Genomic DNA, 21,817 nt, shown 5'->3' with positions numbered 1-21,817 from the left:
AGGGTTATTTCTGGCTGAAACCCCTCCGGCCTGCGGCGACAAGAACCGTGTCCGCTTGCGGTGAATGAATGCGGCTGCACAGCACGTCGCGATAATGGCGTTCGAGGGGATTGTTGCGGCTGATTCCCGGATTGCCGGTCAGTTCCAGCCCGATCTCGACCGCGCGAATGGCATTGGCATTGGCCAGATGCTTGACCAGGTTGATTTCCGTCGCATCGGGTGCCTGCCCGTCGTCGATCGCCTGTGCGGCCGAGGTGATCAGCACCCGGTTGGTATGGAGCAGGCCTTCGATTTCCCCGAACTTTTCCTGCACGCGCGGCAACGTCGACAGCGCGGCGCCAAGGTTGGATGGGACGCGATGGTTGAGATAGTGGGCCAGCCAGTCGCGTGCGGCACGGGCAACTCCGTCATAGATCGTCGCAAGGGCCAGCGCGTTCCAATAGAGCGCGGTCTGGTTGGTGCCGGGGCGGGGCACCCATTCTTCCGGCTCGCGCAAATCGACATCGTGTCCGGCCGGAACCGGAGTATCGCGGAACACGACCTTGTGGCTGACCGTAGCGCGCATGCCGAGATGGTCCCATTCGGGCACGATCTCGATGCCTTCGCTGCGCGGATCGACGAGAAACAGGCCCAGTCGGGGCGTGGGTTCGTCGGTGCGGGCAAAGACGGCGAACCAGTCGAGCCCGGTCGATCCGGTCGAATAGATCTTTTCGCCCGACAGGAGCCAACTGGCGTTCGGGCCATCGCCGACGCGGCGGGCGATCGCCTTGGGCAGGCCGCCGCGCACCGGCGTGCCGAGTTCGGGTTCGACGCGGAACGTGCCTATCAACCCGCCCCCCGCGACCGCTTCGTGCGCCAGCTTTTCATAAAGCGATCCCGGCCAGCGGGCATTGCGGTCGGGCGCGGCGTGAAAGGCATACGTCATGAACAGGATCAGCGCGGTCGAAGGTTCGCCCTTCGCCACCGCGCCAAGCACGCGCAAGGCCTCGACAAAGCCCGCGCCCTGGCCACCCAGACGCGGATCGACAGTCAGCCCGATCAGTCCCTTGCGCGCGAGCAAGTCGAAGTTTTCCTGCGGAAAGCGCGGGGCACGGTCGTAATCCTCGGCCCGTTCGGCAAGCTGCGCGGTGAGCGCGGCCAGAGCGGCGTCGGAAAGATCGGGTTGAATGGCGGCGATTGCCTGCGTGGCCATGCTTTCGGGCCTCCTCGAATGCGCGGTTGGAACGGGCAGGCGCCACTGCGTTGCCCGGAAAACTCAAGTTTATTGATTGAGTATAATCCGGGCAAATGAGGAATTCTTGATCGAACTGGGCCGGTTTTCATGGGTAGAACCTGCTCCGGATCAAGCAGTTCGATTCAGGCATTTCGGGCCGGGCATTCCAGCAAGGAATTCGACTCGGTCGACAGGCCCCGGCAAGTCTTGGGCCAATCCCATGTGCCGGGGGCCCGGTCCGGTTTTGCATCGAGGACGCATGTCGATCACATTTCGGGTTTTTCTGGGTGTCCTCGTCTTGTTCGCGCTCGGGCTCGGGGGCCTGCGCCTGTTGTCGGGACCGCCGCGCCATGGTGTCGTCGTCGGGTTCCAGACCGCGGTCGATCCGGGCAAGCTGGCGCAAGTGAGCGGCGCCTATGAACGGGCGCTGGGACAGCCGGTCACATGGCGCAAGTTCGACAGCGGCACCGACGTGATCACCGCGCTGGCGGCGGACGACATCGATTTCGGGGATCTGGGGTCGAGCCCGCTGGCGGTTGCCGCCACGCGCCAGTTGCCGATCGTGACAGTCGCCCTGATCAGCCGCCTTGGTCATGGCGAGGCTCTGGCCGTCCGCAACGGCAGCGGGATCGCAGGGCCGACCGATCTCGTAGGCAAGCGGATTGCCGTGCCGTTCGTATCGACCTGCCATTACAGCCTGCTCGCCGCGCTGCGCCACTGGGGGCTTTCCGAACGGCAGGTGCGGATCATCAACCTGTCCCCGCCGCAAATCGCGGCCGCCTGGGCGCGGGGGGACATCGATGCTGCCTATGTCTGGGACCCGGCGCTCAGCGAACTGCAACGCACCGGGCGGGTGCTGTTCAGTTCCGAGGACGTCGGGCACTGGGGCGCGCCGACCTATGACGCGTGGGTGGTGCGGCGCGATTTCGCCCGTCGCGAGCCCGGCGTGGTCGCAGCCTTCGTGCGCACGGCCTTGCAGGCGGTGCAGACGTGGAAGAGCGAACGCGCGAGGCTGACGCCCGCGTCGCCGCAAGTGCAAGCCGTTGCCGGGCTGACCGGGGTCGATGCGGCCAAAGTGCCCGCGCTTTTGGCGGGCAGCGACTATCCCGATGCTGCCGAACAGGCAGGGCTCGGATTGCTCGGTGGCGGGCTGGCACGCGATCTTTCCGCAACGGCCCGCTTCCTGCAATCGCAGGGCAAGGTCGATCGCGTGCTGGTCGATTATTCTCCTTATCTCGACCCGCAATGGGTCCGGCAAGTCGCCGCGGAGCAAGGTCACATGCAGGGTCAAATATTGGACCAGAAGCAGGATGGGCAACGATAATGGCGGTCTTGTCGGCAAAAGGTGCAGGGGTCGTCTATCGCAGCGCGCGCGGCCCGGTCGAGGCGCTCTCGCCGGTCACGCTCGATGTCGGGCAGGGGGAAATCGTCATTGCGCTCGGCGCTTCGGGGTGCGGCAAATCGACCTTGCTCAACATGTTCGCCGGGTTCGTGGCGCCGACCAGCGGACAGATCGTGGTCGATGACCGGCCGGTCACCGGACCCGGGCCCGATCGCGCCGTGGTGTTCCAGGACGACGCGTTGATGCCTTGGCTGTCCGCGCTCGAAAACGTCGCCTTCGGCCTGCGCCTGCGCGGCATGGGCAAGGCGGAGCGGCTGGAACGGGCGCGAGCCTTGCTCGATGAAGTCGGGCTCGGCGCATTCGGCGGGCATAGGATCAGCGAGATGTCGGGCGGGATGCGCCAGCGGGTCGGACTGGCCCGGGCGCTGGCGGTCAAACCCGATTTCCTGTTGATGGACGAACCGCTGGGCGCGCTCGACGAACTCAATCGCGAACGCATGCAGGTTCTCTTGCTGCAAGTCTGGCAGGCCACCGGCAAGGGCATTTTCCTGATCACCCATTCGATCGAGGAAGCCCTGTTCCTCGCGACCGAACTGGTCCTGTTGTCGCCGCGACCGGGGCGGATCGTCCGTCGCTATCACCCCGGTTTCGCGCGCCGTTTCCTTGCCGGAGAGCCGATCCGCTCGGTTCGTTCCGATCCCGATTTCCTCGCCATGCGCGAAGAGCTCACTCTTGCCATCCTTGCCAGCGAAGAAGAGGCCGAAGCCCATGGACAGTGAACCGCGCGGCAGCCACGCCGGATCGAGCGCGCTGATGCTGGGCAGCCTGCTCGCGCTATGGTGGGCCGTGACGGCAAGCGGGCTGATCTCTCCCCTGTTCCTGCCGGGGCCGGGGCAGATTCTGGGACGGGTCGTCGATCTTGCCCGCCACGGTTTCGTGGGTGCGAGCCTGTGGCAACATGCTGCGGCTAGCCTTGCCCGGGTCGGGCTCGCCATGCTGTTCGCGGTGATCACGGCCATTCCGGCGGGCATGGCGATGGGGCTGTTCCCGCGCGTCAATGCTGCGCTCGATCCATTGATCGAATTCTATCGCCCGGTGCCCCCGCTCGCCTATCTTCCGTTGATCGTCATCTGGTTCGGCATCGGCGAAGTGACCAAGGTCATCCTGATCTACATGGCGATCTTTGCGCCATTGGCGATCGCGACGGCGAGCGGAGTGCGCCGGGTCGATCCCGACCGTATCCGCGCGGCCCGCTCGCTCGGCGCGAGCCGGGACCAGATCGCCTGGCTGGTCGTGTTCCCGAGTGCCTTGCCCGACATCCTGACGGGTTTGCGCATTGCGCTCGGCGTCGGCTGGTCGACGCTGGTTGCGGCCGAACTGGTGGCCGCGACCCGGGGCCTTGGCTTCATGGTGCAGTCGGCTTCGCAGATGCTGGTCACCGATGTGGTGGTGGCCGGCATTCTGGTGATCGCCTTTATCGCACTGGCGCTCGAACTGTTGCTGCGTCGGATCGAGCGGCGTTTTGCGGGATGGACGGCCGGGCGCTAGGCGATAACCCGCTCGCGCGTGGCGGCAAGCTGGCGGGCGAGTTCCCAGACCTGATGCCGGATGTCGGGCACGGCGATGATTTCCCAGGCAACCCCCTTGGTCAGGGGGCCGACGGCGTGGATGCGCGGGCTGGCATTTCCGCCTTCGTCGCGCACGCGCCAGTCGGGATCGACGTCGAGTCCCATGCGGTGCGTGTCGGGGCGAACGGTGCCGCGCGCGAGTAGCGCCTTGAGCAAAGGCTCGGGTGCTTGCGCAATGTCGCCTTCCGGGCCGATGCAATTGATGACGCGCGCCGCCTCGAGCTGTTCGATGCGTTCGGTGCCACGCGGACGCCAGGTCACGGCGACGCGGTTCCCCGCCTGTCGCGCCTCGACGAGGCGCCCGGCGCGGTACGTTACCCGGCCTTCGTTGACGAGTTCGGCCAGCCGCGTGGCGATGGTCGGGGCGAGGCGGTGGCGATGCACGTCCCAATAGGGGCGCAAGTGACGCAGGAACCGCGCTTGCATCCGGTCGTCGTGGGCCTGCCACAAGGCGCGGGTGTGGGGGCGCAATTCATCGACCGCATGGTGCCAGCCCACGCTTTGCGCCCGCGCGCGCACCGCCCGGAGGAGCGCAATGCCACGCACGGCAGGTGGCGGGACCGGATCGACGGCGGGGCCGGACGGCAAGTGGCTGCGCGGCATGAGGCCGCGCCGGGACAAGGCGGTGATGGGGCCGCGATGGCCCGCCTTGTCGAGCGAAAGGATCACGTCGACCGAAGTCAATCCGGTGCCGAGCAGCAACAGTGGCGCATCGGGATCGAGATCGGCAAGTGTCTCGCCCCGCCACGGGTCGGTAACGGCAAGGCCGGAAGGAATGTCGCGGCACAGGCCCGGCAGGCGCGGTGCGAAATGGCCGAGTGCGAGCACCGCCGCGCGTCCTGGGACAGTTGCTCCATTGGCCAGAACCGCAATGACCCCGTCCCCGTCCTCGCGCAGGTCGACGACATTGTCGGATCGGATCGCCAGACGCGCGGTGGTCCGGCCAAGGCTTTCGAGCAGGATTTCGCGCAAGTATTGCCCATAGGACAGGCGCGGGACGAACCGGTTCGCCTGTTCGGCTCGGGAAAATCCGAGCCAGCGCAGGAAATGCTGGGGATCGTCGGGAAAGGCGCTCATGTTCGAGGCGCGGACGTTGAGAAGGTGTTCCGGGTGGCGGGTGCCAAAGGCCAGCCCTTTGGCCAGAGCCGTCTGATCGCGTTCGAACAGGACGCTCGGCACGCCGAGCCGGGCGAGGTTGATGGCCAGCAAAGTGCCGCTGAAACCCCCGCCGACAATCAGCACGGGGTCGTTGCCATCGCTTGCGCGCTTCATGCCAAGCTCCTGCACCAAAGGGAGTTTTTCGGGAGTCAGTGTTTGTCTTGATTCTTCTCTACCAATATAGTGGACAAAATGGCAATGCAAGCCCGATCAGTCGGGCCGGGCAATAAGGACGCCGACCGCCATCGGCACCAGGAAAGCCAGTGCGCGCAGTGGAACCACGCCGAGATCGGTGATCGCCGGGCCAGGGCAGAGGCCCACCAGCCCCCAGCCGATGCCGAACACCACCGAGCCACCGATCAGGCGTGCGTCGATCCCACGCTTGGGCAGATCGGGCAGGATGCCGCCGTCGAGCGTGCGCCCGCGACGCGCGGCCAACCAGAACAGCGGGCCCGCGACGAGAAGGCCGCCGCCCATGACGAATGCCAGCGTCGGGTCCCAGCGCCCGCCGATGTCGAGAAAGGCGCTGACGCGGGCCGGGCTGCTCATGCCCGAGATGACAAGGCCGAGGCCGAACACGAGCCCGGCCAGAAAAGCGAGCTTGCGCGTCATGAGGGCACCCCGACAAGAGCGACGGTCACGATCGCGGCGGCCATGAACACCGGTACCGAGACAAGCGATCGGGGGGACAGGCGGGAGAGGCCGCAGATGCCGTGTCCGCTGGTGCATCCGTTGGCAAGGCTGGTGCCGAGCCCGACCAGCAGGCCACCGACAGCCAGCCGCAGCCAGCCGACGGCTTCAAGTCCGGCCGCTGCCTGTGGTCCGACCACGATCCGCGCGCCTGCGCCCGCCGCGATCAGCCCGGCGATGAACGCGAGCCGCCAGCTGCGGTCCGGGCCGCGCAGGGCAAGACGCAGGATGCCGCTGATCCCGGCAATGCGACCTCGTCCCAGCCACATCAGGCCGGAAACGAGACCGATCAGGGCGCCGCCTGCAAGAGCGGGCGCGATGGCAGGTGCAACAATCAAAACTTGATCCCGACCGAAGCGCCGACGGAGGTTTCGCCGAGCGCGATGTTGGATTCACCCCCGCCGAAAGCCTGCGGGATCGAGCCGTCGCCATAGACATGGTTTTTCGGCGCGACCACGACATAGCCGGTCACTTCCACGCCTTTGCGCGAAGCCCAGGTGGCGCCGCCGGTGATGTGGTGGGCAACGACGCCGGGGGCAAGGATGTTGAGCAGTGTCTGGTTCGTCGGAACCGGATTGCCCGAATGGCTGTAGCCCGCGCGGAAAGTCCAGGCCGGGGTTGCCCGCCAGGTGACGCCGGTCTTGATCGCGGTGATGTCGCGCCAGCCGAAACCGGGACCGCCGGTCGCGCCGAAGGGGGTGCCGGTGAACAGGAGACCGATCGGATTGCCGACCGAGCTGACGCCGGAATATTCGATGCGCTTGACATCGAGTGCCAGCGTGACCGCGCGCACCGGCGTCACCGCGATCCCGCCACCCCATGCCGCGGGAACGTCGAAGCTGCCCTGATTGGAAAAAAGACCCGAATACTTGCCGAAATGGCCTGCTTTCACTTTGGTCTCGTAAAACCCGCCGATGCGGATGGCCCGGCCGATATGACCGAAATAGCCCAGCCGCACGCCCGCGCCCGTCGACCAGCTCGTGCCGAGATTGGTGAAATGCGAAGGATCGGAGGAGTATCCCGAGAAGGGCTGGATGCCATAGGCGCGGAAGGCCTGCACCACGACAATGGGCGAGATGCCGAGGCTTTGCCCCGGCAGGACCTTGACCGCCGCAGTCGGGGTGATGAAGATCTGCTTGAGATCGACGCCCGCGTCGCCCTGTGCGCCGAAGGCGGAAAAGGGATTGCGGCGATAGACGGTGTTCATCCCGCCGTTGCCGTAGATCGCGATCCCCACCGATACTTTGTCCGAAACCGGGCGGACATAGGCAAAGTCGGGAAGGACGAAGGGATTGGCGCCATTGCCGCTGTAGGTCCCTGAAAGGCCTGCGGCATTGCCGGTGATCGTCGCGGAACGGTTGGGAATGAACAGTTCGACCCCGACGTCGAGGCGGTGGCCGATTTCGGTGGCCGTTGCCGGGTTCGACGCGATGGCGAGCGCGTCTTCGGGCTGGGCCAGCGCGACGCCGCCCGCGCCCTTGGCCTTGCCTCCGATCCCGTCGAGGAAATAGCCGTCGGTCGCCCGCGCAGCCATCGGGGACATCAGTACCGCGCCGGTCATCAGCGCGGCGCCGACCCGATGGGCAAGCGGCAGGGCAGGCAGGCGGAAGCAGGGGATCATCGACGTGTCATCCTTGTTGGCGGAAATCGGCTTGGTGGTGGAAATCAGTGAGGCTCGCGGAAGGCGCGAGGTATCCGGGTCAGCCCTGCCTAATTTCTCAACTCAATAAGTAGACAAAATTCATCTGGCAAGTGCGAAAAATCCCGGTCAAGACGGCGGGAAAGCAACAGGGTTGATGTTCGATGATTGCTGCCGTGCCGCTCTCGATCGTGGAGCAGGCGATAACCTGGGTCGAAGAGGGGGCTCGGGTCGCTCTTGTAACCCTTGTGGCGATCGAGGGATCGTCCTCGCGCGCGTTGGGCGCGCAAATGGCAGTGACCCATGACGGGCGCGCGATCGGCTCGTTCTCGGGCGGCTGTATCGAGGATGCGATCGTGGGCGAGGCGCGCGATGTGCTCGACGCGGGGCAGGGGCGGGTGGTCCGCTATGGCCTTGGGTCGCCCTATATCGACGTGCGCCTGCCGTGTGGCGGGGGCATCGACCTCATGTTCACGCCCGATCCCTCGCTCGACGTCCTGCGTGGGGCCCGCGACCGGCTCCACGCGCGGCAACGCGTCACGCTGATGATCGCGCCCGATGGCGTGGGTGAGCAGGGGGCGGGCTTTGCTCTCACGCTCTCGCCGCCGTTGCGGGTGCTGGCGTTCGGGCATGGCGAGGACTTTACCGCTCTGGTTCAGCTTGCCCACCATTTCGGCGCGTTGGTCGAGGCGTTCTCGCCAATGGCGCGGGACGTCGATCTTTTGCAGGGCAAGGGGCTTTGCGCGACCCGGCTGACGCATCTGACACAAGTGCCCGAGGTCATCGGCGACGATTGGACGGCGGCGGTTTTCCTGTTCCACGACCGGGACTGGGAGGACGTGCTGCTGCCCCATGTCCTTTCGCGTCCCGCCTTCTTCTATGGTGCGGTCGGCAGCCGCCGGACCCATGCGGCCCGGCTCGAACGATTGCGCGCGCAAGGCGTGGACGAGGAAACGGCGGCGCGGATCAAGGGACCGGTCGGCCTGATCGCGGCGACGCGGGATCCGGCGACGCTGGCGATGTCGGTTCTGGCCGAAGTGGTCGAGGCTTACGTCAAAGTCTGATCCCGGGCGAGGGTGAGATCTTCGGGCGTGTCGATGTCGGACAATTCGTTGTCCAACACGGCAAGGCCTTGGGCAAAGCCGGGACGGTTGAGCAGTTTTCGTGCGCCCATGTCGCCGGTCAGGTCCAGCAGCGGTGCGATCCGCCCGGCGTCGAAACAGGCCGGGGGGCCGAGCCGTCCGTCGGGATAGCGGCAGGCGGTCACTTCATCCCTGCCGGTCCGTTCCACCAGCGCGCGCAAGGTTTCCGGACTGACGAACGGCATGTCCGCCAGCATCAGCAGCAGACGTTCCGCACCGAGATCTTGCGCATGACGCGCAGCGAGCACCAGCGAGGACGCCATGCCGCGACCGGGATCGGGATTGACCAGTGTCGGTATGCAATCGAGAAATTCGGCTCGCTCCGGCCCGCAGACGAACACGACTTGTCCGTCCAGTGCGCCTGCAGCGTCGAGCGCCCATTGCCCGAGCGGTTTGCCGCCCAGATCGATACCGGGCTTGCCCCCGCCCATCCGCGATCCGGCACCCGCGCCCAGAATGGCGATGATCAGGGAGAGGTCGTGAGCCATCGCGCGCGTTCTAGAACCCGACGCGGGGGCATGGGAAGAGGTCACATTATCCGTCACCCCGGACTTGATCCGGGGTGACGAAGAGGAGGAGGTGCCCGGAGTTCAGGATTCCGGGCACCGGCGGCGTTACTGGGCGCCGAAGTGGTAGGTCGCGGTGATGCCCCAGGTGCGGGGCTTGCCGTAGGCCTGTGCGACGTTGCCGCCGAACAGGGATTCGTCGAAAGCGTAGATGCGGTACTTTTCCTTGTTCAGGTTGTTGACGAAGGCGGCAAAATCGATGCGGCCGTCACCGGTGGTAAAGCCCGCGCGCAAGTTGACGATGTTGTAGGCTGCTTCCTGTTCGACCGGAGCGCAGAGCACGGTGAAGCAGAAGCCACCCGAATGCTGGGCATCGGCCTGGAACGAGCCGAGACCGCCGAGCAGCGGGAATTCATAGCGCAGGACCGCCGAGCCGGAGAACCCGGGCGCCTGGGGCAGCGCATGAGTGACGCGCGTCGCATTGGCATCGGGCAGCGGCACGTCGAAGACTTTGGTGTTGAGCAGCGAACTGCTCAGCTGAAGCATCAGGCCACGCACCGGATGGGTGGTGAATTCCGCTTCGATCCCCTTGGAATGGGCGTGCAGGTTGACCACGGTCTGGACCGAGCCGTACTGTGCAAACGCTTGGTAATCCTGATAATTGTAATAGAACGCGGAAATGTTCAGAGTGGTTCCACGCGTCAGGGTCGACTTGACCCCGACTTCGAAGGCGTCAAGCGTCTCGGGCTTGTAGGGCGTGCCGTTGAGGGCCGAGACTTCGCCGCCGGGGAAGGGCGTGCCCAGCGAGAAGGTGAAGCCGCCGCTCTTCGACCCGCGGTTGAAGCTGCCATAGAGCATGACATCCTTCGACGGCTTGTATTCGACTTCGGCGCGGGCGGTCACGCCCGAGAAGGACGGCGTTGCCGAAGCGGGCGAGACGGTCAGACCCGTGGCGTCCTGTGCCGTGCCGAACGAGCTGTAGCCCACTTGCGACTGGTTGAAGACGATGCCGACGCCCGTGCTCGGTTCATAGGCGTTGTAGGCGCCGATGCGGTGGTCGTGCCAATAGCGCAGGCCGCCGATGAGCTTCACGCTGTCGGTCAGGCTCCATTCGTCCTGTGCAAAGAAAGCGAAGGACTGCGTCTTCTGCGTGAAATTGGCTTCCGGCACATAGCCGTAGAACGGGTCGCCGAAGCTGCCGTAATAGCGGCCCTCGATGATCATGCCATAGGCGCCCACGGTCAGTTCGTGGCGCTTGAAGTGCGCCAGAACGCGGACTTCTTCCGATCCCTGATAGAGGCTCGACCCTTGCGAGAAAGTCGTCGCCTGGTCGGGCGTCGCGTCTTCGTCGTCGGTCAGATACTTGCTGCCGTGCTGGAAGTCGGTGATCGAGACGAGATCGAAAATGCCGAGATGGCCTTCGAGGCGCAGCGTCGCGCTGAAGAGCTTGCGATCGACATAGCCGGGATCGCCTGCCGCGGTCTTCCATGGGCTGCCGCCGAACTGGGGCATGACCTTGTCATTGCGATAGCCGGTCGCGGTCGTGCCGGGGCCGGGATTGCCGATGCCCGACCAGTACGAGCACGTTTCGTTGGCGCCCAGGAAATAGCCCTGGTTCATCGCGTTGGGACAGGCCGAAGCCGGCGTATAGATCCCCGCCATGCGTTCGTTGGGCGCGCGCAGATAGCGCAAGGTCAGGAGTGCGTTGAAATCCGACGAAGGCTGCCAGGCCAGCATCCCGCGCAAGGCCCAGTGATTGGCCGCGCCCTGGTTGGCATAGCCGGGCAGGATGTTCTGGAGATAACCGTGGTCGCGGTCGCGAATGCCGGCCAGACGGAATTGCAGCTTGTCGGTGATCGGACCGGTGATGGCCCCTTCGGTCACGATCTGGCCATAGCTGCCGGTGGTCGCGCTGACATAGCCGCCCCACTGGTCCTTGGGCTTGTTGGAAATGAACTGGACGGCGCCGCCGGTGGCATTGCGGCCGAACAGGGTGCCCTGCGGCCCGCGCAGCACTTCCACGCGCTGAAGGTCGAACGTCGGGAAGCTCGAGGTGTTGAGCGAGCTGCCGTAGCTGTCGTCCTGATAGACCGCGACGGGCGGTTCCTGTTGGTCGCCGAAGTCGTTCTGCGAAATGCCGCGAATGTTGAACACCACCTGCGACGAGGAATAGGAGTTCATTTTCAGCGTGGGGACGGCCCGGGTGAGGTCCGAGGCGTCGGTGATATTCATGTTCTTGATCGCGGCGGAACCGAGCGCGGAAATGGCAATGCCGACGTCCTGCGCCTTTTGTTCGCGGCGCTGGGCGGTGACGACGATGTCGTCGCTTTGCTCAGGGCCGGCTGCCGGGCTGTCCGAGGCGGCGAAAGCGGGAAAGGCAAGGCACGATACGCTCGCCATGGCCGCAATACGGAGTATGTATCGGACATGCTTCATCATTTTTCCCCATGAATATTTCTGAACCCTGGTTATTTTGGCAAGATCGCTATTATCGTTATTTAAAACGTACAAAGCTAAGCGCTCCGCAAAAGCAGAGTCGATGCCTTATTGAGGCAGCAGTTATGTCATGAAGCGCCGTCCTGCGCAGAGGATGGCTTTATTTAATGATTCGTCTTGCAAATCTGCGGTTTTTTGCACCGCTTTCCACAGGCATACATAGCACTGTGGCGGCTGGCAATACGCATGGGGACTAAAAAGAAAAAAAAGTTCCCATCAGGAACGTGCGTTTGCACTCGCGGTCCTGCTGCGCCGCAAAACGGGCGTTTTCACGCGCCGCGCGGGGCGCCTGCGTTCTGATAGGGAGAGAGACCGGGCGTGCGCCGTGCCTGCATCGGGCTGGTCCCGAACCAGGCGCGGAACCGGCGCGAGAAATGGCTGACATCGGCAAAGCCGCAGGCCATCGCGACCTCGATCCGGCTGAGATCGGTCTCGCGCAGCAGCCGCAACGCCGCTTCGAGCCGCAGGCGCAAGTATTCCTGCCCGATGCTGCGTCCCAGATGCGCGGCGAACAGGCGTTCTAGCTGGCGTACCGAAAGACCGGCGTGGGCGGCGAGGTCCTCGTGGTTCAGCGGTTCGGCGATATTGGCTTCCATCGCCGCGAGTGAAGAGACGATGCCGGGATGCGTCACGCGATAACGTGCGGCAAGCGAGGGGCGCTGCGATCCGCCGCCGTGGCGCGGCTGGGTGCGGATGTGCCATTCCCCCACTTGGGCTGCAAGCGCGGGACCATGCGCTTCGCCGATCAGTTCGACGGCAAGGTCCAGTCCGGCAATGCCCCCCGCACAAGTGATGCGATTGCCGTCGCGGACATAGAGCCCGCCTTCGACTTCCAGATCGGGAAAGGCTTCGCGAAAGGCGGTTTCGTGTTCCCAGTGGATGGTGCAGTGCCGTCCGGCCAGCAAGCCCGCGCGGGCGAGGATATAGGGGCCACCGGAAATGCCCGCGATGGTCGTTCCCCCTGCCGCAATGCGGCGCAATTGGGCAAAGGTGGCCGAATCACGAAAGGCCGAAGGGTTTCCTCCCGCGCAAACGAAGAGGATGTCAGGGGCGGCGTTTCGATCGAGCCGTCCGTCGACTGCGATTTCGAGCCCATTGGAGGCTCTGACCGGACCGCCGTCGACAGAATAATGCTGCCACGCGTAATAATCTGTCCCAGATAGCGTGTTTGCTGCCCGAAATGGCTCGATCAACGAGGCGTAGGGCAACATCGCGAAATCCTCGATCAGGAGGAATCCGAGGGAAATCACCGAAAGTGTGTCGCTGGCGGCCACCATTCTGTCGCTCACAGTCACTTTGAAATGACGATTATCGGGCAGATTGTTTCTTGGCAAGAAGAATGGAGCCGGTCAGGAAACCGGTCCCCGATCATGTGGGGCCGCGCCTGCGAGTCTTTTTAGCTCCCGTTTCCGGCCCGGTCGCCATGAGCGCCTTTGGCAAGGGGCGCCTGTGCGTCGACCGGATGCCACTGCCGATCCTTGTGGAAGCGATGGGACTGTCCGGCCTGCCGGGCGGGCGCATTCTTCCCTGTTCAAGTCCTGCGCGGGTTCCGGCGCGGCGCATTGCGGTGCGCCGGAACCATGCCGGGCATTCCGTTTTCAAGCTCGTCTCGCTTCAAGGTCCGGGAACACTTCCGATGTCGCAAGAAAAGTTCGTGATTACCCTTTCCTGCCCCAATCAGCCGGGGATCGTCGCCCGGGTCTGCACGCTGCTCTATGCACACCGGGGCAATATTCTCGAAGCGCATCAGTATGACGACCTTGCCACCGGTAAGTTCTTCATGCGGATGGTCTTCAACCTGGGCGAAGGCGGCGATGCCAGGGAACTGACACGCGACTTCGCGCTGGTCGGCCAGGAATACGCGATGCAGTGGCAGATCCGCTCGCTGTCCGAGCGGCAGAAAGTGCTGCTGATGGTGTCAAAGTTCCACCATTGCCTTGCCGACCTGCTTTATCGCTGGCGCATCGGTGAATTGCCGATGGACATTGTCGGCATTGTCGCCAATCACCCGCTGGAATCCTTCGCGGGCCTCGATTTCGGGGACATCCCGTTCCACTACCTGCCCATCACCAAGGATACCAAGCCCCAGCAGGAAGCGCAGATCAAGGCGGTCGTCGAGGAAACCGGCGCCGAACTGGTCGTGCTCGCCCGCTATATGCAGATCCTGTCCGACGACATGGCGGCCTATCTGTCGGGGCGGTGCATCAACATCCACCATTCCTTCCTGCCCGGTTTCAAGGGGGCCAAGCCCTATCACCAGGCACATGCACGCGGGGTGAAGCTGATCGGGGCGACGGCGCACTACGTGACTTCGGACCTCGACGAAGGGCCGATCATCGAACAGGACGTCGAACGCATTACCCATGCCGAAACGCCGGAGGATTTGGTGTGCAAGGGGCGCGATATCGAACGTCGCGTGCTGGCGCGTGCGATTTCCATGCATCTCAGTGGCCGGGCGCTCGTCAACGGCTCCACCACTGTCGTGTTCCGGGACTGACGACATGGTCGCGCAACTGATCGACGGAAAGGCGATTGCAGCCCGTCTGAGGCAGGATCTGGCCGTCGAAGTGGCGGCCATGACGGCGCAGGGGCATCGCCCCGGTCTTGCCGTCGTGCTGGTCGGGGAAGACCCGGCCAGCCAGGTCTATGTGCGCAACAAGGCGCGCCAGACGGTCGAAGTGGGCATGGAATCGTTCGAATATCGCCTGCCTGCCTCGACCGGACAGGACGAGTTGCTGGCGCTGGTCGATCGGCTCAATGCCGATCCGGCGGTCGACGGCATTCTCGTGCAATTGCCGCTGCCGCCGCAGATCGACGCGACGACGGTGCTGCGCGCGATCCTGCCGGAAAAGGACGTGGACGGCTTCCATCCCACCAATGTCGGCCTCGTCGCGACCGGTGCCGGCGGGATCGTGCCGTGTACGCCGCTCGGTTCGATGATGCTGATCGAAACGGTACGCCGCGATCTCGCGGGATTGAATGCAGTGGTGATCGGGCGCTCGAACATCGTCGGAAAGCCGATGGTGCAGCTCCTGCTTGCGGCCGGATGCACCGTCACGGTGGCGCATTCCAAAACAGTCGATCTGCCCGGCTTGTGTCGTCGCGCCGACATTCTGGTCGCGGCGGTCGGACGCCCGGAAATGGTGCGGGGCGACTGGGTCAAGCCGGGTGCCATCGTCATCGACGTGGGCATCAATCGCGTGACCGGGGCCGACGGCAAGTCGCGTCTGGTCGGGGATGTCGCCTTTGCCGAAGCGCAGGCCGTGGCGGGTGCGATCACTCCGGTTCCCGGGGGTGTCGGCCCAATGACGATCGCCTGCCTTTTGCACAACACCGTGAAAGCGGCGGCGGTGCGCCGGAGCCTCGTTCCCGCATGACCCGTTCCATCGCTGCGGTGCCCGCTCCCGAAGCAGGGCTCATGGTCGAAACCACTCGCCTGTTCGTGCGCGGGCTGGAAGTCATGGCCTCGATCGGCGTTTACCCGCAGGAAAAGCAGGCGCCCCAGCGGCTGGTCATCGATGTCGACATGGACATCGCCCCGGTGGACAGCGATTCCATCGGGGCGACGTTCGATTACGACCACGTCCGCACGGCGGTGGAGGCCGTCATTGCCCAAGGACATCACGACCTGATCGAGACGTTCGCCCGGCACGTCGGTGAACGTCTGTTCGCGCTCGGGGCCTTGCGCGCCTTGCGCATCCGCATCGAAAAACCGGCCGCCCTTGCGCCTTATGCGCAGGCGGCCGGTGTGGAACTTTGTTTGCGGGCCCGGTGAAAACGGCCGGTGACGCGACCGGGCCGATCGGTCAGGCGTGGTGGTTGATGGCCGCGACGACCGATTTCGCGAAGCCGTTCTCGACATCGGACGTCGATGTCATGCCGCCCACGAGACCGCCTGCAGCCATCGTCTTGGTGATCTTGTACTGACCCGCGACTTTGCCGTCGCCATCGGTCAGGGTGACTTCACCGTCGATATGGATCTGGCCGAGCCCGATCATGATCATGCGGGCGGCTGCGCTGCCCTGTTTGAAGCGGGTGAGTTTTACCACCATCTTGTAGGAAAGGGCGGTCGCGTTCGGAGTTCCGGGCTGCGGAGTTCCGGGCTGCGTGGGGCCTGTCTGGGCCGGGACCGCCTGGGCCGGGGCCGCCTGGGGAAGAGTGGCGAGCTGGGCCAGGATCTTGCTGCGAATGTCTTCGCGATCCTGGTCCGTTGCCCAGACGCCTTCGGCGAGTTCGACTTTCACATCGACGACGTGGACCGGGGCGGTGGTGTCGACGATCATTTTCTGCATGATCGTCGGGGGGGGGCGATCCGGCGCATCCGGCCAGCATCACGGCCAGTGCCAGTGCCATAGTCAGTGCGTTGCGTTCCTGTCGCATGGGTTTCCTCGTTCGGCTGGTCTTGTCTGTCGCAGGTCATGGGCCCGCCGCGATGCGGTTCGCGGCGGGGTGCGTGACGCGGGAAGGGGAAGCCGCCCTTAGTGTGCGGGTGCGGGCGTCGGGGGGCGGCAGGAGCGGCTGCGGCCGATGCCGTCGCCTCGGTAGGGATCGTGAAGCTCTCTTCGGCGTTGGTCTGGGCCTGCAGGGCCTGTCCGTGCTTGATGACGGCCGAGTGACCCGAAACGACGAGGCCGCCGATCAGGCCGACCGCCAGCGTCGCGCCGACCGCCGCGCCCGAATTGGCGCTGCCTTCCTGCCGATACTTGCCCGTCAGCGCGATCGTGCGGCCGCCGAGGTCGAGCGAGTTGAACGAGACTTCGAGCTTGCCCGAGCGGCCGAATACGCCGGTTCCCTTGACGTAGGTCACCGTGCCTTCGCCGGTGGTGCCTTGCGGGATAAGAACGACGCCGTGGTCCGACACGTCGCTCATCGTGGCGAACTTGAACTTGTCGCCAAGCTTGAGCGTCTTGCTGCTGAGTTCGTTCATCGGGCTGACGGCCACCAGCGCACCGGGCGCCAGCGTCAGGGTGCGGGTGGTCGGCGCAGAGACGGGAGCTGAGAGGGCCGGTGCCGAGAGGGCTGGTGTGGGCGCGGGCGGAGCAGGCGTCGTCGGTGTAACGGCGGCGGCATGTGCGGTTGCAGAAAAGGACAGCGTCAACAGGACACAGGTATTGTGCAATGCAAGGCGAATTCAACTTCCTTTCGTTGATGGCGCCCGGTCATGATGAATTGCGCCCTCCGCCTCTTCGAATATGTACGAAAAATACGATTATCAAGTTCATTTGTTATTTCTGTCCGGAATGAATGGTTTTGGGCAATTGTAAAACATTGCATAAATTTAATGTTCAATTTGGCGACGCTGTTACGTGACGTGAATTCGGAATCCGGAATTTGGTGTTCCGCCCGTTTTGATTACGAAAACCCCCGGAAGCGTGGGCTTCCGGGGGGCATGTTGGGCGGGATTGCGCGGCGTCAGCCGATAGCCGTTCGCTTTTTCTTGTCCGGGTCGTCGAAGGGAAGGGGCTGCGCGGTGGCAGCGACGATGCCTTGCTTGCCGTGCAGTTCGAGCGGAGTGCCCGGGACTGCCTTGTCTACGTCGAGGCGGACGATCGCGAGCGAGCGTCCGGTCAGTTTGGACACCATGCCGATGGTGACGAGACCAACCTGCTTGCCGTCGGCATGGAGCGTGTCGCCGATGTCGGCCGGTGCGTCCGACGCCAGTTCGATACCATAGATGCGGAAGCGTTCCTTGCCCTTGGCGCGGTAATGCGCGTCGGCGCCGCGAAAGCCGGTCTTGCCGGGGCTGACGGTGAAATCGAGGCCGAGTTCCCACAGTGTGTCGCCGGTCTCTCCGTTGGGAAAGGCCCAGAGATCGGACATGTCATAGGGATAGAACAGCAGGTAGCTTTCCACCCGCAGCAGGTCGAGCGCGGTGAACGAGGCGGGGCCGATGCCGAACGGCTTGCCCTTTTCGAGGATGGTGTCCCAGATCAGCGGTGCATCCACGCCGCGGCAGAAAATCTCGTAGCCGCGCTCGCCGGTATAGCCCGTGCGCGAGATCGTGACCGGCACCCCGAAAAGGGTTGTGCCGATGTGGCTGAAATAACGCAGGTTGCGGATGCCCGGAACGTGTTCGGCCAGAAAGTCGACCGCCGTCGGGCCTTGCAGGGAGAGGTCGTGGAGGTCGTCGTCGAACAGCATCTGGACATTGCGCCCGACGCAGGCCTGAGCCAGCGTTTCGTGGCCCGCGCCCGTGCCGTGGACGACCATCCAGTTGTTGGGCCCCATGCGATAGAGGATGCAATCCTCGATGAAATGCCCGTCTTCGTTGAGCATGGTGGCATAAGTCGAACGGCCCGGCAGGATCTTTTCGACATTGCGGGTGGTCACGTAGTCGAGCACGCCGCTGGCATGCGGGCCGACCAGATGCACCTTTTTAAGGCCCGAGACGTCCATCAGTCCCGCCTTGGTGCGGATCATGGTGTGATCGTCCTGAACGTCGTGGTCGTAGGTCCACGCCGTGCCCATTCCATTCCAGTCCTCGAGCTTGGAACCCAGGGCGCGATGTCTGTCTGCAAGAGTGGAATGTCGCCAACTGTTGGCCATCGGGGTCCTCGTTTGGGAAAGGGTGAATCAATTTCTTCTGTGGAAAATTGATTTACCAATGGGACCGACCAGTGTCGAGGTGCGTTTTTGCCCCATTGACAAAAATATTTCCCCTTGAGAAAGTTTTTCGAACGCACCCAAAGGATCGCCACGATGCCTTTTGCTCCTTTCGTCACTTTGTCCGGGGGGATGTCCCGATGACCGATCAGGGCATTCGAAGCCGCCCGAGTTATGCGCCGCTCGCTCCCGATCCGACCGGGCGTACCCATCTCCTGGTCTGCGACGGGGCAGAACCGTCTGCGACTGCGTTCGCGCCTGGCGTCGGCCCCGGCGATTTCGCCGAAGTGTGGACCGTACAGGGGCACAGCAAGGCGATCCCGATGCCGCATGTGCCGCAGGCGCAGCATGATTTCCGTTCGACCAGCCATCTCCTGATCTCGCTGCGCCATCGTCTGGCCAATGAACGCATGGGCTTTCGCCTCTATGCGGTCGGGGCCGAGGCGTTCCTGTGGGACGTGGCCAAGGCGGCCGCCGCAATCGGCATGGGCCGCGACGAATATCGCCTTCACGCGACCGGAAGCGCCGCGCGGCGCGTCTATTGCGTGCACTGCCGGACGATGAACGAAGGGGTGACCACCAATGTCGTCACCTGCTCGGCCTGCGGGGCGCAGCTCTTCGTGCGCGATCACTTTTCGCGGTTCAACAACGCCTACATGGGCGTGCAGATCGACGCCGAGGTCCCGGGCGAAACTCTGCCGATCGAGGAACTCTACCGATGATGGACACCAGCCTGCTTCTGCGGGTGGCGCGGACCGAACTCCTGTCGCCCACGCTCAAGCGCATCGTGCTCGAAGCTGCCGACGGAGGCTTGCTTCCCCCCGCTGCGGCCGGGGCGCACATCACGCTGACGCTGCCGGTCGATCCCGACGGCAAGCCGGTGCGCAATTCCTATTCGCTCGTTTCGGCAAGTGGCCAGGCCTATGAGCTGATCGTGCGCCGGGCCGTGCGTTCGCGCGGCGGTTCGCATTACGTGCACGACCGGCTGGGCGAAGGCGCGGTGCTGGAAGCGACCATTCCGCACAACCTGTTCCCCTTGTCCAATGTCGCGCGCAAGCATCTGCTGATCGGCGGGGGCATCGGTATCACGCCGATGCTGTCGTTCCTGTCGGCGCTGCGGGCGAGCGATGCGCGAGTGGAACTGCATCAGGTTGCAGCGTCCGACGAGGCGGGAGTGTTCACCGCGTTGCTCGGACCGCGTCCGGGCGACGAGATCCATGTCCATGCCGGGCGCGGCGGGCTCGATCTGGCCGAACTGCTCGCCGTGCAGCCGCTGGGCACGCATGTCTACACGTGCGGTCCGGCTGCGTTGATGGATGCTGTCGTGGCGCAGGCGAAAGCGCTGGGATGGCCTGCCAGCCACGTTCATCGCGAGGATTTCGGGGCGGCGGGCGGCGAACCTTTCGTCGTGCGCCTGGCAAAGTCCGGGCAGGACGTTGCCGTCGATGCCGAGGAAACCATGCTCGAGGCGCTCGAACGCGTCGGCGCGCCGGTGCGCTCGCTATGCCGGGGCGGGGCCTGCGGCGAATGCGTGGTGTCGGTGGTCGAAGGCGTGCCGGAACATCGCGACCATTACCTGTCGGATGCTGAAAAGGCCTCCGGCTTGCTGGTCATGCCCTGCATGTCGCGTGCGTGCAGCGACGTGCTCGTGCTTGATCTCTGACATTCGGCAAAGGATGGGGCGATGACCACCGCTTTCAAGACCGACGAAACCTTTCGCGACGATTTCCGCTATTCGAACAGCGATGCCGCGATCCTGCGCTTTCCGTTTCCGTTTCCCGAAGACACCTACATGTATTCGGTCAACATGGAGCCGCACTTTCCCGGCGGCGCGACCGATGCATTCAATACAGCCTTTGACGTCGATGAACATTACGTCGGTGAATGCCGCGAACGCGCGCTGGTGCTGGCCCAGGACCCCAACCGGTGTCTTGTCCTGCCGCACATGATGCAGGCGCAGTGGGATACGCTCGAACTGCTGATGGAAAGCATGGCGCGCGATTATCCCGAGCATTTCACGCTCGAACGCGACGGCGATCGCTGGACCTGGCACAATCGTCCGCTCGGCATCCATGACACCTTCACCTTCGGCAAGGTCGATACGCTGCCCTACGAGCCGTTCGAGTACATTGCGCGGCAGGCGCAGGGGGATTTCACCCTGCAGGACCAGCGCGAGAACACGCTCTATCTCGACGGCGGCATTGCCACGACCCAGGCGGACTGGTCGCTCGAATTCAATGTCGGCATGACCTTTCACGAATGGCACGGACCGGTGCCGGTCGCGCATGAACTGGGCGTGTTCGATCGCGCGCTGCAATACCTGATGCGCGTGCGCTATGGGCAGCCGGTGCGGCGTCTCAACTGGACGATGACGGTCAATCCGCGTCTCGACACGTCGCCGGAAAACTATCCCTTGTGGGGGCCGGACCGGACCACGCTGACGCCCGAGAACGTGGGGAAGCTCTTGCACCTGCGGGTCGAGTTGCAGACCATTTTCCGCCTGCCGCGTTCCAATGCACTGCTGTTCGGTATCCGCGCCTATCTTGCCAGTATCGAGGAACTGGCGCGCGTGCCCAAGTGGGGGCGTCGCCTGCACCGCGTGCTGCGCGACCTTCATCCCGAAATCGCGGCGTACAAGGGGACCGACCGCTATCGCGACACCGCGGTCGCCTGGCTGTCGCAGTTCGACGACGGCGCGCCGACCGAACCGGGCATCGCGGCGGGCATTTCCAGCCTTCCGGCCTGATCCGCTTTTTTCCGGCCCTTTCCCATTGCGGGGAAGGGCCATTTTTCTGCCTGTTCCGGCGCTTTGGCGCCTGTTTTTCGCCCCTGACGGAAGATACATTCTTCGAGAGAAAATAATTTTCTCAAGAGTTGACGAAGTTTCCTGTGAGGATTATTCGATTCCTATCTGATCTGGAGAATCGAAAACATGTGTGGAATCGTCGGGCTGTTCCTGAAGGATCCTGCGCTCGAACCCGAGCTGGGCAAGCTCTTGGCAGACATGCTGGTGGTGATGACGGGCAGAGGCCCGGATAGTGCGGGTTTTGCGGTGTATGGGGCTGGGGATGCGGGGCATCTCAAGCTTACGGTTCGGGGTGGTGATCTCGACTCCGTGGTCTCGGGGCTTGCCGGACTTGCGGTCGCGACGCGTCGCGACACGCATCTGGTGCTGTCTTTCCCTGTTTCCTCCGAAGAACTGGTGCGCGGCTGGCTTGCGCTCAATCGGCCCGACCTGGTCGTGACCGGTTCGGGCAGCCGGATCGAGCTTTACAAGGAAGTGGGGCTGCCGCTCGACGTTGCCAATCGCTTTGGCCTTCCCGCGATGATCGGTACGCACGGCATCGGCCATACCCGCATGGCGACCGAGAGTGCGGTGACGACCGATGGCGCGCATCCC

General features: G+C 64.2%; 21 protein-coding genes and 1 pseudogene. 11 read left to right on the top strand and 11 right to left on the bottom strand.

Translation table 11 applies throughout. The annotated features are described in order from the left end of the window. Positions 1–4 precede the first annotated feature (4 nt). The gene (locus tag Y88_RS07240; RefSeq protein WP_008067593.1) at positions 5–1,192 is read right to left on the bottom strand and encodes an acyl-CoA dehydrogenase family protein; all 1,188 of its coding nucleotides are present in this window, start codon (positions 1,190–1,192) and stop codon (positions 5–7) included. A gap of 280 nt (positions 1,193–1,472) precedes the next feature. On the opposite strand from Y88_RS07240, the gene tauA reads away from it, so the two are divergent. Genes tauA through tauC form a run of 3 tightly spaced genes read left to right on the top strand, consistent with a single transcriptional unit; the run spans position 1,473 to position 4,103 of the window. After that, complete coding sequence (gene tauA / locus Y88_RS07235) at positions 1,473–2,537, top strand: taurine ABC transporter substrate-binding protein (RefSeq protein WP_008067591.1); 1,065 nt, start codon at positions 1,473–1,475, stop codon at positions 2,535–2,537. After that, positions 2,537–3,334 (top strand): taurine ABC transporter ATP-binding protein, encoded by a 798-nt coding sequence (locus Y88_RS07230; RefSeq protein ID WP_008067588.1) that lies wholly within the window; start codon positions 2,537–2,539, stop codon positions 3,332–3,334. The genes tauA and Y88_RS07230 overlap by 1 nt, the downstream gene beginning before the upstream one ends. After that, positions 3,324–4,103, top strand: coding sequence for a taurine ABC transporter permease TauC (tauC, locus tag Y88_RS07225; RefSeq protein WP_008067587.1), 780 nt, complete (start codon positions 3,324–3,326; stop codon positions 4,101–4,103). Before Y88_RS07230 ends, tauC begins: the two co-directional genes overlap by 11 nt. Here tauC and Y88_RS07220 read toward each other — a convergent pair. From Y88_RS07220 to Y88_RS07205, 4 genes are all read right to left on the bottom strand, one after another. Continuing rightward, a complete protein-coding gene (locus tag Y88_RS07220) occupies positions 4,100–5,455 on the bottom strand; it encodes an FAD/NAD(P)-binding protein (protein ID WP_018076033.1) in 1,356 nt (451 codons plus the stop codon). The genes tauC and Y88_RS07220 overlap by 4 nt on opposite strands. Before the next feature lie 96 nt (positions 5,456–5,551). Beyond that, positions 5,552–5,953 carry a DUF6691 family protein gene (locus Y88_RS07215; protein ID WP_008067585.1) on the bottom strand — a complete coding sequence of 134 codons (402 nt, stop codon included), beginning with the start codon at positions 5,951–5,953 and terminating at the stop codon, positions 5,552–5,554. Further along, a complete protein-coding gene (locus Y88_RS07210; RefSeq protein WP_008067584.1) occupies positions 5,950–6,369 on the bottom strand; it encodes a YeeE/YedE family protein in 420 nt (139 codons plus the stop codon). Before Y88_RS07210 ends, Y88_RS07215 begins: the two co-directional genes overlap by 4 nt. Next, complete coding sequence (locus Y88_RS07205; RefSeq protein ID WP_008067583.1) at positions 6,366–7,652, bottom strand: OmpP1/FadL family transporter; 1,287 nt, start codon at positions 7,650–7,652, stop codon at positions 6,366–6,368. The genes Y88_RS07210 and Y88_RS07205 overlap by 4 nt, the downstream gene beginning before the upstream one ends. Positions 7,653–7,834: 182 nt before the next feature. On the opposite strand from Y88_RS07205, the gene Y88_RS07200 reads away from it, so the two are divergent. Further along, positions 7,835–8,734, top strand: coding sequence for an XdhC family protein (locus Y88_RS07200; protein WP_008067582.1), 900 nt, complete (start codon positions 7,835–7,837; stop codon positions 8,732–8,734). Here the strand turns inward: Y88_RS07200 and Y88_RS07195 are convergent. From Y88_RS07195 to Y88_RS07185, 3 genes are all read right to left on the bottom strand, one after another. Further along, complete coding sequence (locus Y88_RS07195; RefSeq protein WP_008067580.1) at positions 8,719–9,300, bottom strand: nucleotidyltransferase family protein; 582 nt, start codon at positions 9,298–9,300, stop codon at positions 8,719–8,721. The genes Y88_RS07200 and Y88_RS07195 overlap by 16 nt on opposite strands. A gap of 126 nt (positions 9,301–9,426) precedes the next feature. Further along, positions 9,427–11,718, bottom strand: a complete 2,292-nt coding sequence (locus Y88_RS07190; RefSeq protein WP_008067577.1) for a TonB-dependent receptor — start codon at positions 11,716–11,718, stop codon at positions 9,427–9,429. A 365-nt stretch (positions 11,719–12,083) separates the two neighbouring features. Further along, positions 12,084–13,103: a GlxA family transcriptional regulator gene (locus Y88_RS07185; protein ID WP_232280965.1), complete on the bottom strand. Its 1,020-nt coding sequence runs from the start codon at positions 13,101–13,103 to the stop codon at positions 12,084–12,086. A gap of 347 nt (positions 13,104–13,450) precedes the next feature. Between Y88_RS07185 and purU the strand changes: the two genes are divergently transcribed. Genes purU through folB form a run of 3 tightly spaced genes read left to right on the top strand, consistent with a single transcriptional unit; the run spans position 13,451 to position 15,589 of the window. Beyond that, positions 13,451–14,311, top strand: coding sequence for a formyltetrahydrofolate deformylase (gene purU / locus Y88_RS07180; RefSeq protein ID WP_026167049.1), 861 nt, complete (start codon positions 13,451–13,453; stop codon positions 14,309–14,311). 4 nt (positions 14,312–14,315) lie between these two features. Continuing rightward, positions 14,316–15,191 (top strand): bifunctional methylenetetrahydrofolate dehydrogenase/methenyltetrahydrofolate cyclohydrolase FolD, encoded by an 876-nt coding sequence (folD, locus tag Y88_RS07175; RefSeq protein WP_008067572.1) that lies wholly within the window; start codon positions 14,316–14,318, stop codon positions 15,189–15,191. Then, positions 15,188–15,589, top strand: coding sequence for a dihydroneopterin aldolase (gene folB / locus Y88_RS07170; protein WP_008067570.1), 402 nt, complete (start codon positions 15,188–15,190; stop codon positions 15,587–15,589). Before folD ends, folB begins: the two co-directional genes overlap by 4 nt. Positions 15,590–15,620: 31 nt before the next feature. Here the strand turns inward: folB and Y88_RS07165 are convergent, their stop codons facing one another. From Y88_RS07165 to Y88_RS07155, 3 genes are all read right to left on the bottom strand, one after another. Next, positions 15,621–16,106: a DUF4410 domain-containing protein gene (locus Y88_RS07165; protein ID WP_232280964.1), complete on the bottom strand. Its 486-nt coding sequence runs from the start codon at positions 16,104–16,106 to the stop codon at positions 15,621–15,623. Next, positions 16,094–16,933, bottom strand: a complete 840-nt coding sequence (locus tag Y88_RS07160; protein WP_008067566.1) for a hypothetical protein — start codon at positions 16,931–16,933, stop codon at positions 16,094–16,096. Before Y88_RS07160 ends, Y88_RS07165 begins: the two co-directional genes overlap by 13 nt. Before the next feature lie 293 nt (positions 16,934–17,226). Continuing rightward, entirely contained in the window at positions 17,227–18,360 is a 1,134-nt protein-coding gene (locus Y88_RS07155) for an aminomethyltransferase family protein (RefSeq protein WP_026167050.1), read from the bottom strand. Positions 18,361–18,557: 197 nt separating this feature from the next. Between Y88_RS07155 and Y88_RS07150 the strand changes: the two genes are divergently transcribed. From Y88_RS07150 to Y88_RS19545, 4 genes and pseudogenes are all read left to right on the top strand, one after another. Further along, positions 18,558–19,139, top strand: a complete 582-nt coding sequence (locus Y88_RS07150; RefSeq protein ID WP_008067560.1) for a dimethylamine monooxygenase subunit DmmA family protein — start codon at positions 18,558–18,560, stop codon at positions 19,137–19,139. Further along, on the top strand, positions 19,136–20,080 hold the full coding sequence (locus Y88_RS07145) for a PDR/VanB family oxidoreductase (protein ID WP_232280963.1): 945 nt from the start codon (positions 19,136–19,138) through the stop codon (positions 20,078–20,080). Before Y88_RS07150 ends, Y88_RS07145 begins: the two co-directional genes overlap by 4 nt. A 21-nt stretch (positions 20,081–20,101) precedes the next feature. Next, on the top strand, positions 20,102–21,163 hold the full coding sequence (locus tag Y88_RS07140) for a heme-dependent oxidative N-demethylase family protein (RefSeq protein ID WP_008067555.1): 1,062 nt from the start codon (positions 20,102–20,104) through the stop codon (positions 21,161–21,163). Between the two features lie 186 nt (positions 21,164–21,349). Then, positions 21,350–21,817: pseudogene (locus Y88_RS19545) on the top strand (glutamine amidotransferase); the annotation flags it as partial.

The organism is Novosphingobium nitrogenifigens DSM 19370 (assembly GCF_000192575.1).
GTDB lineage: Bacteria > Pseudomonadota > Alphaproteobacteria > Sphingomonadales > Sphingomonadaceae > Novosphingobium > Novosphingobium nitrogenifigens.
Note: the sequence above shows the minus strand (reverse complement) of the source record. Positions and strands in the feature narration are given on the sequence as shown.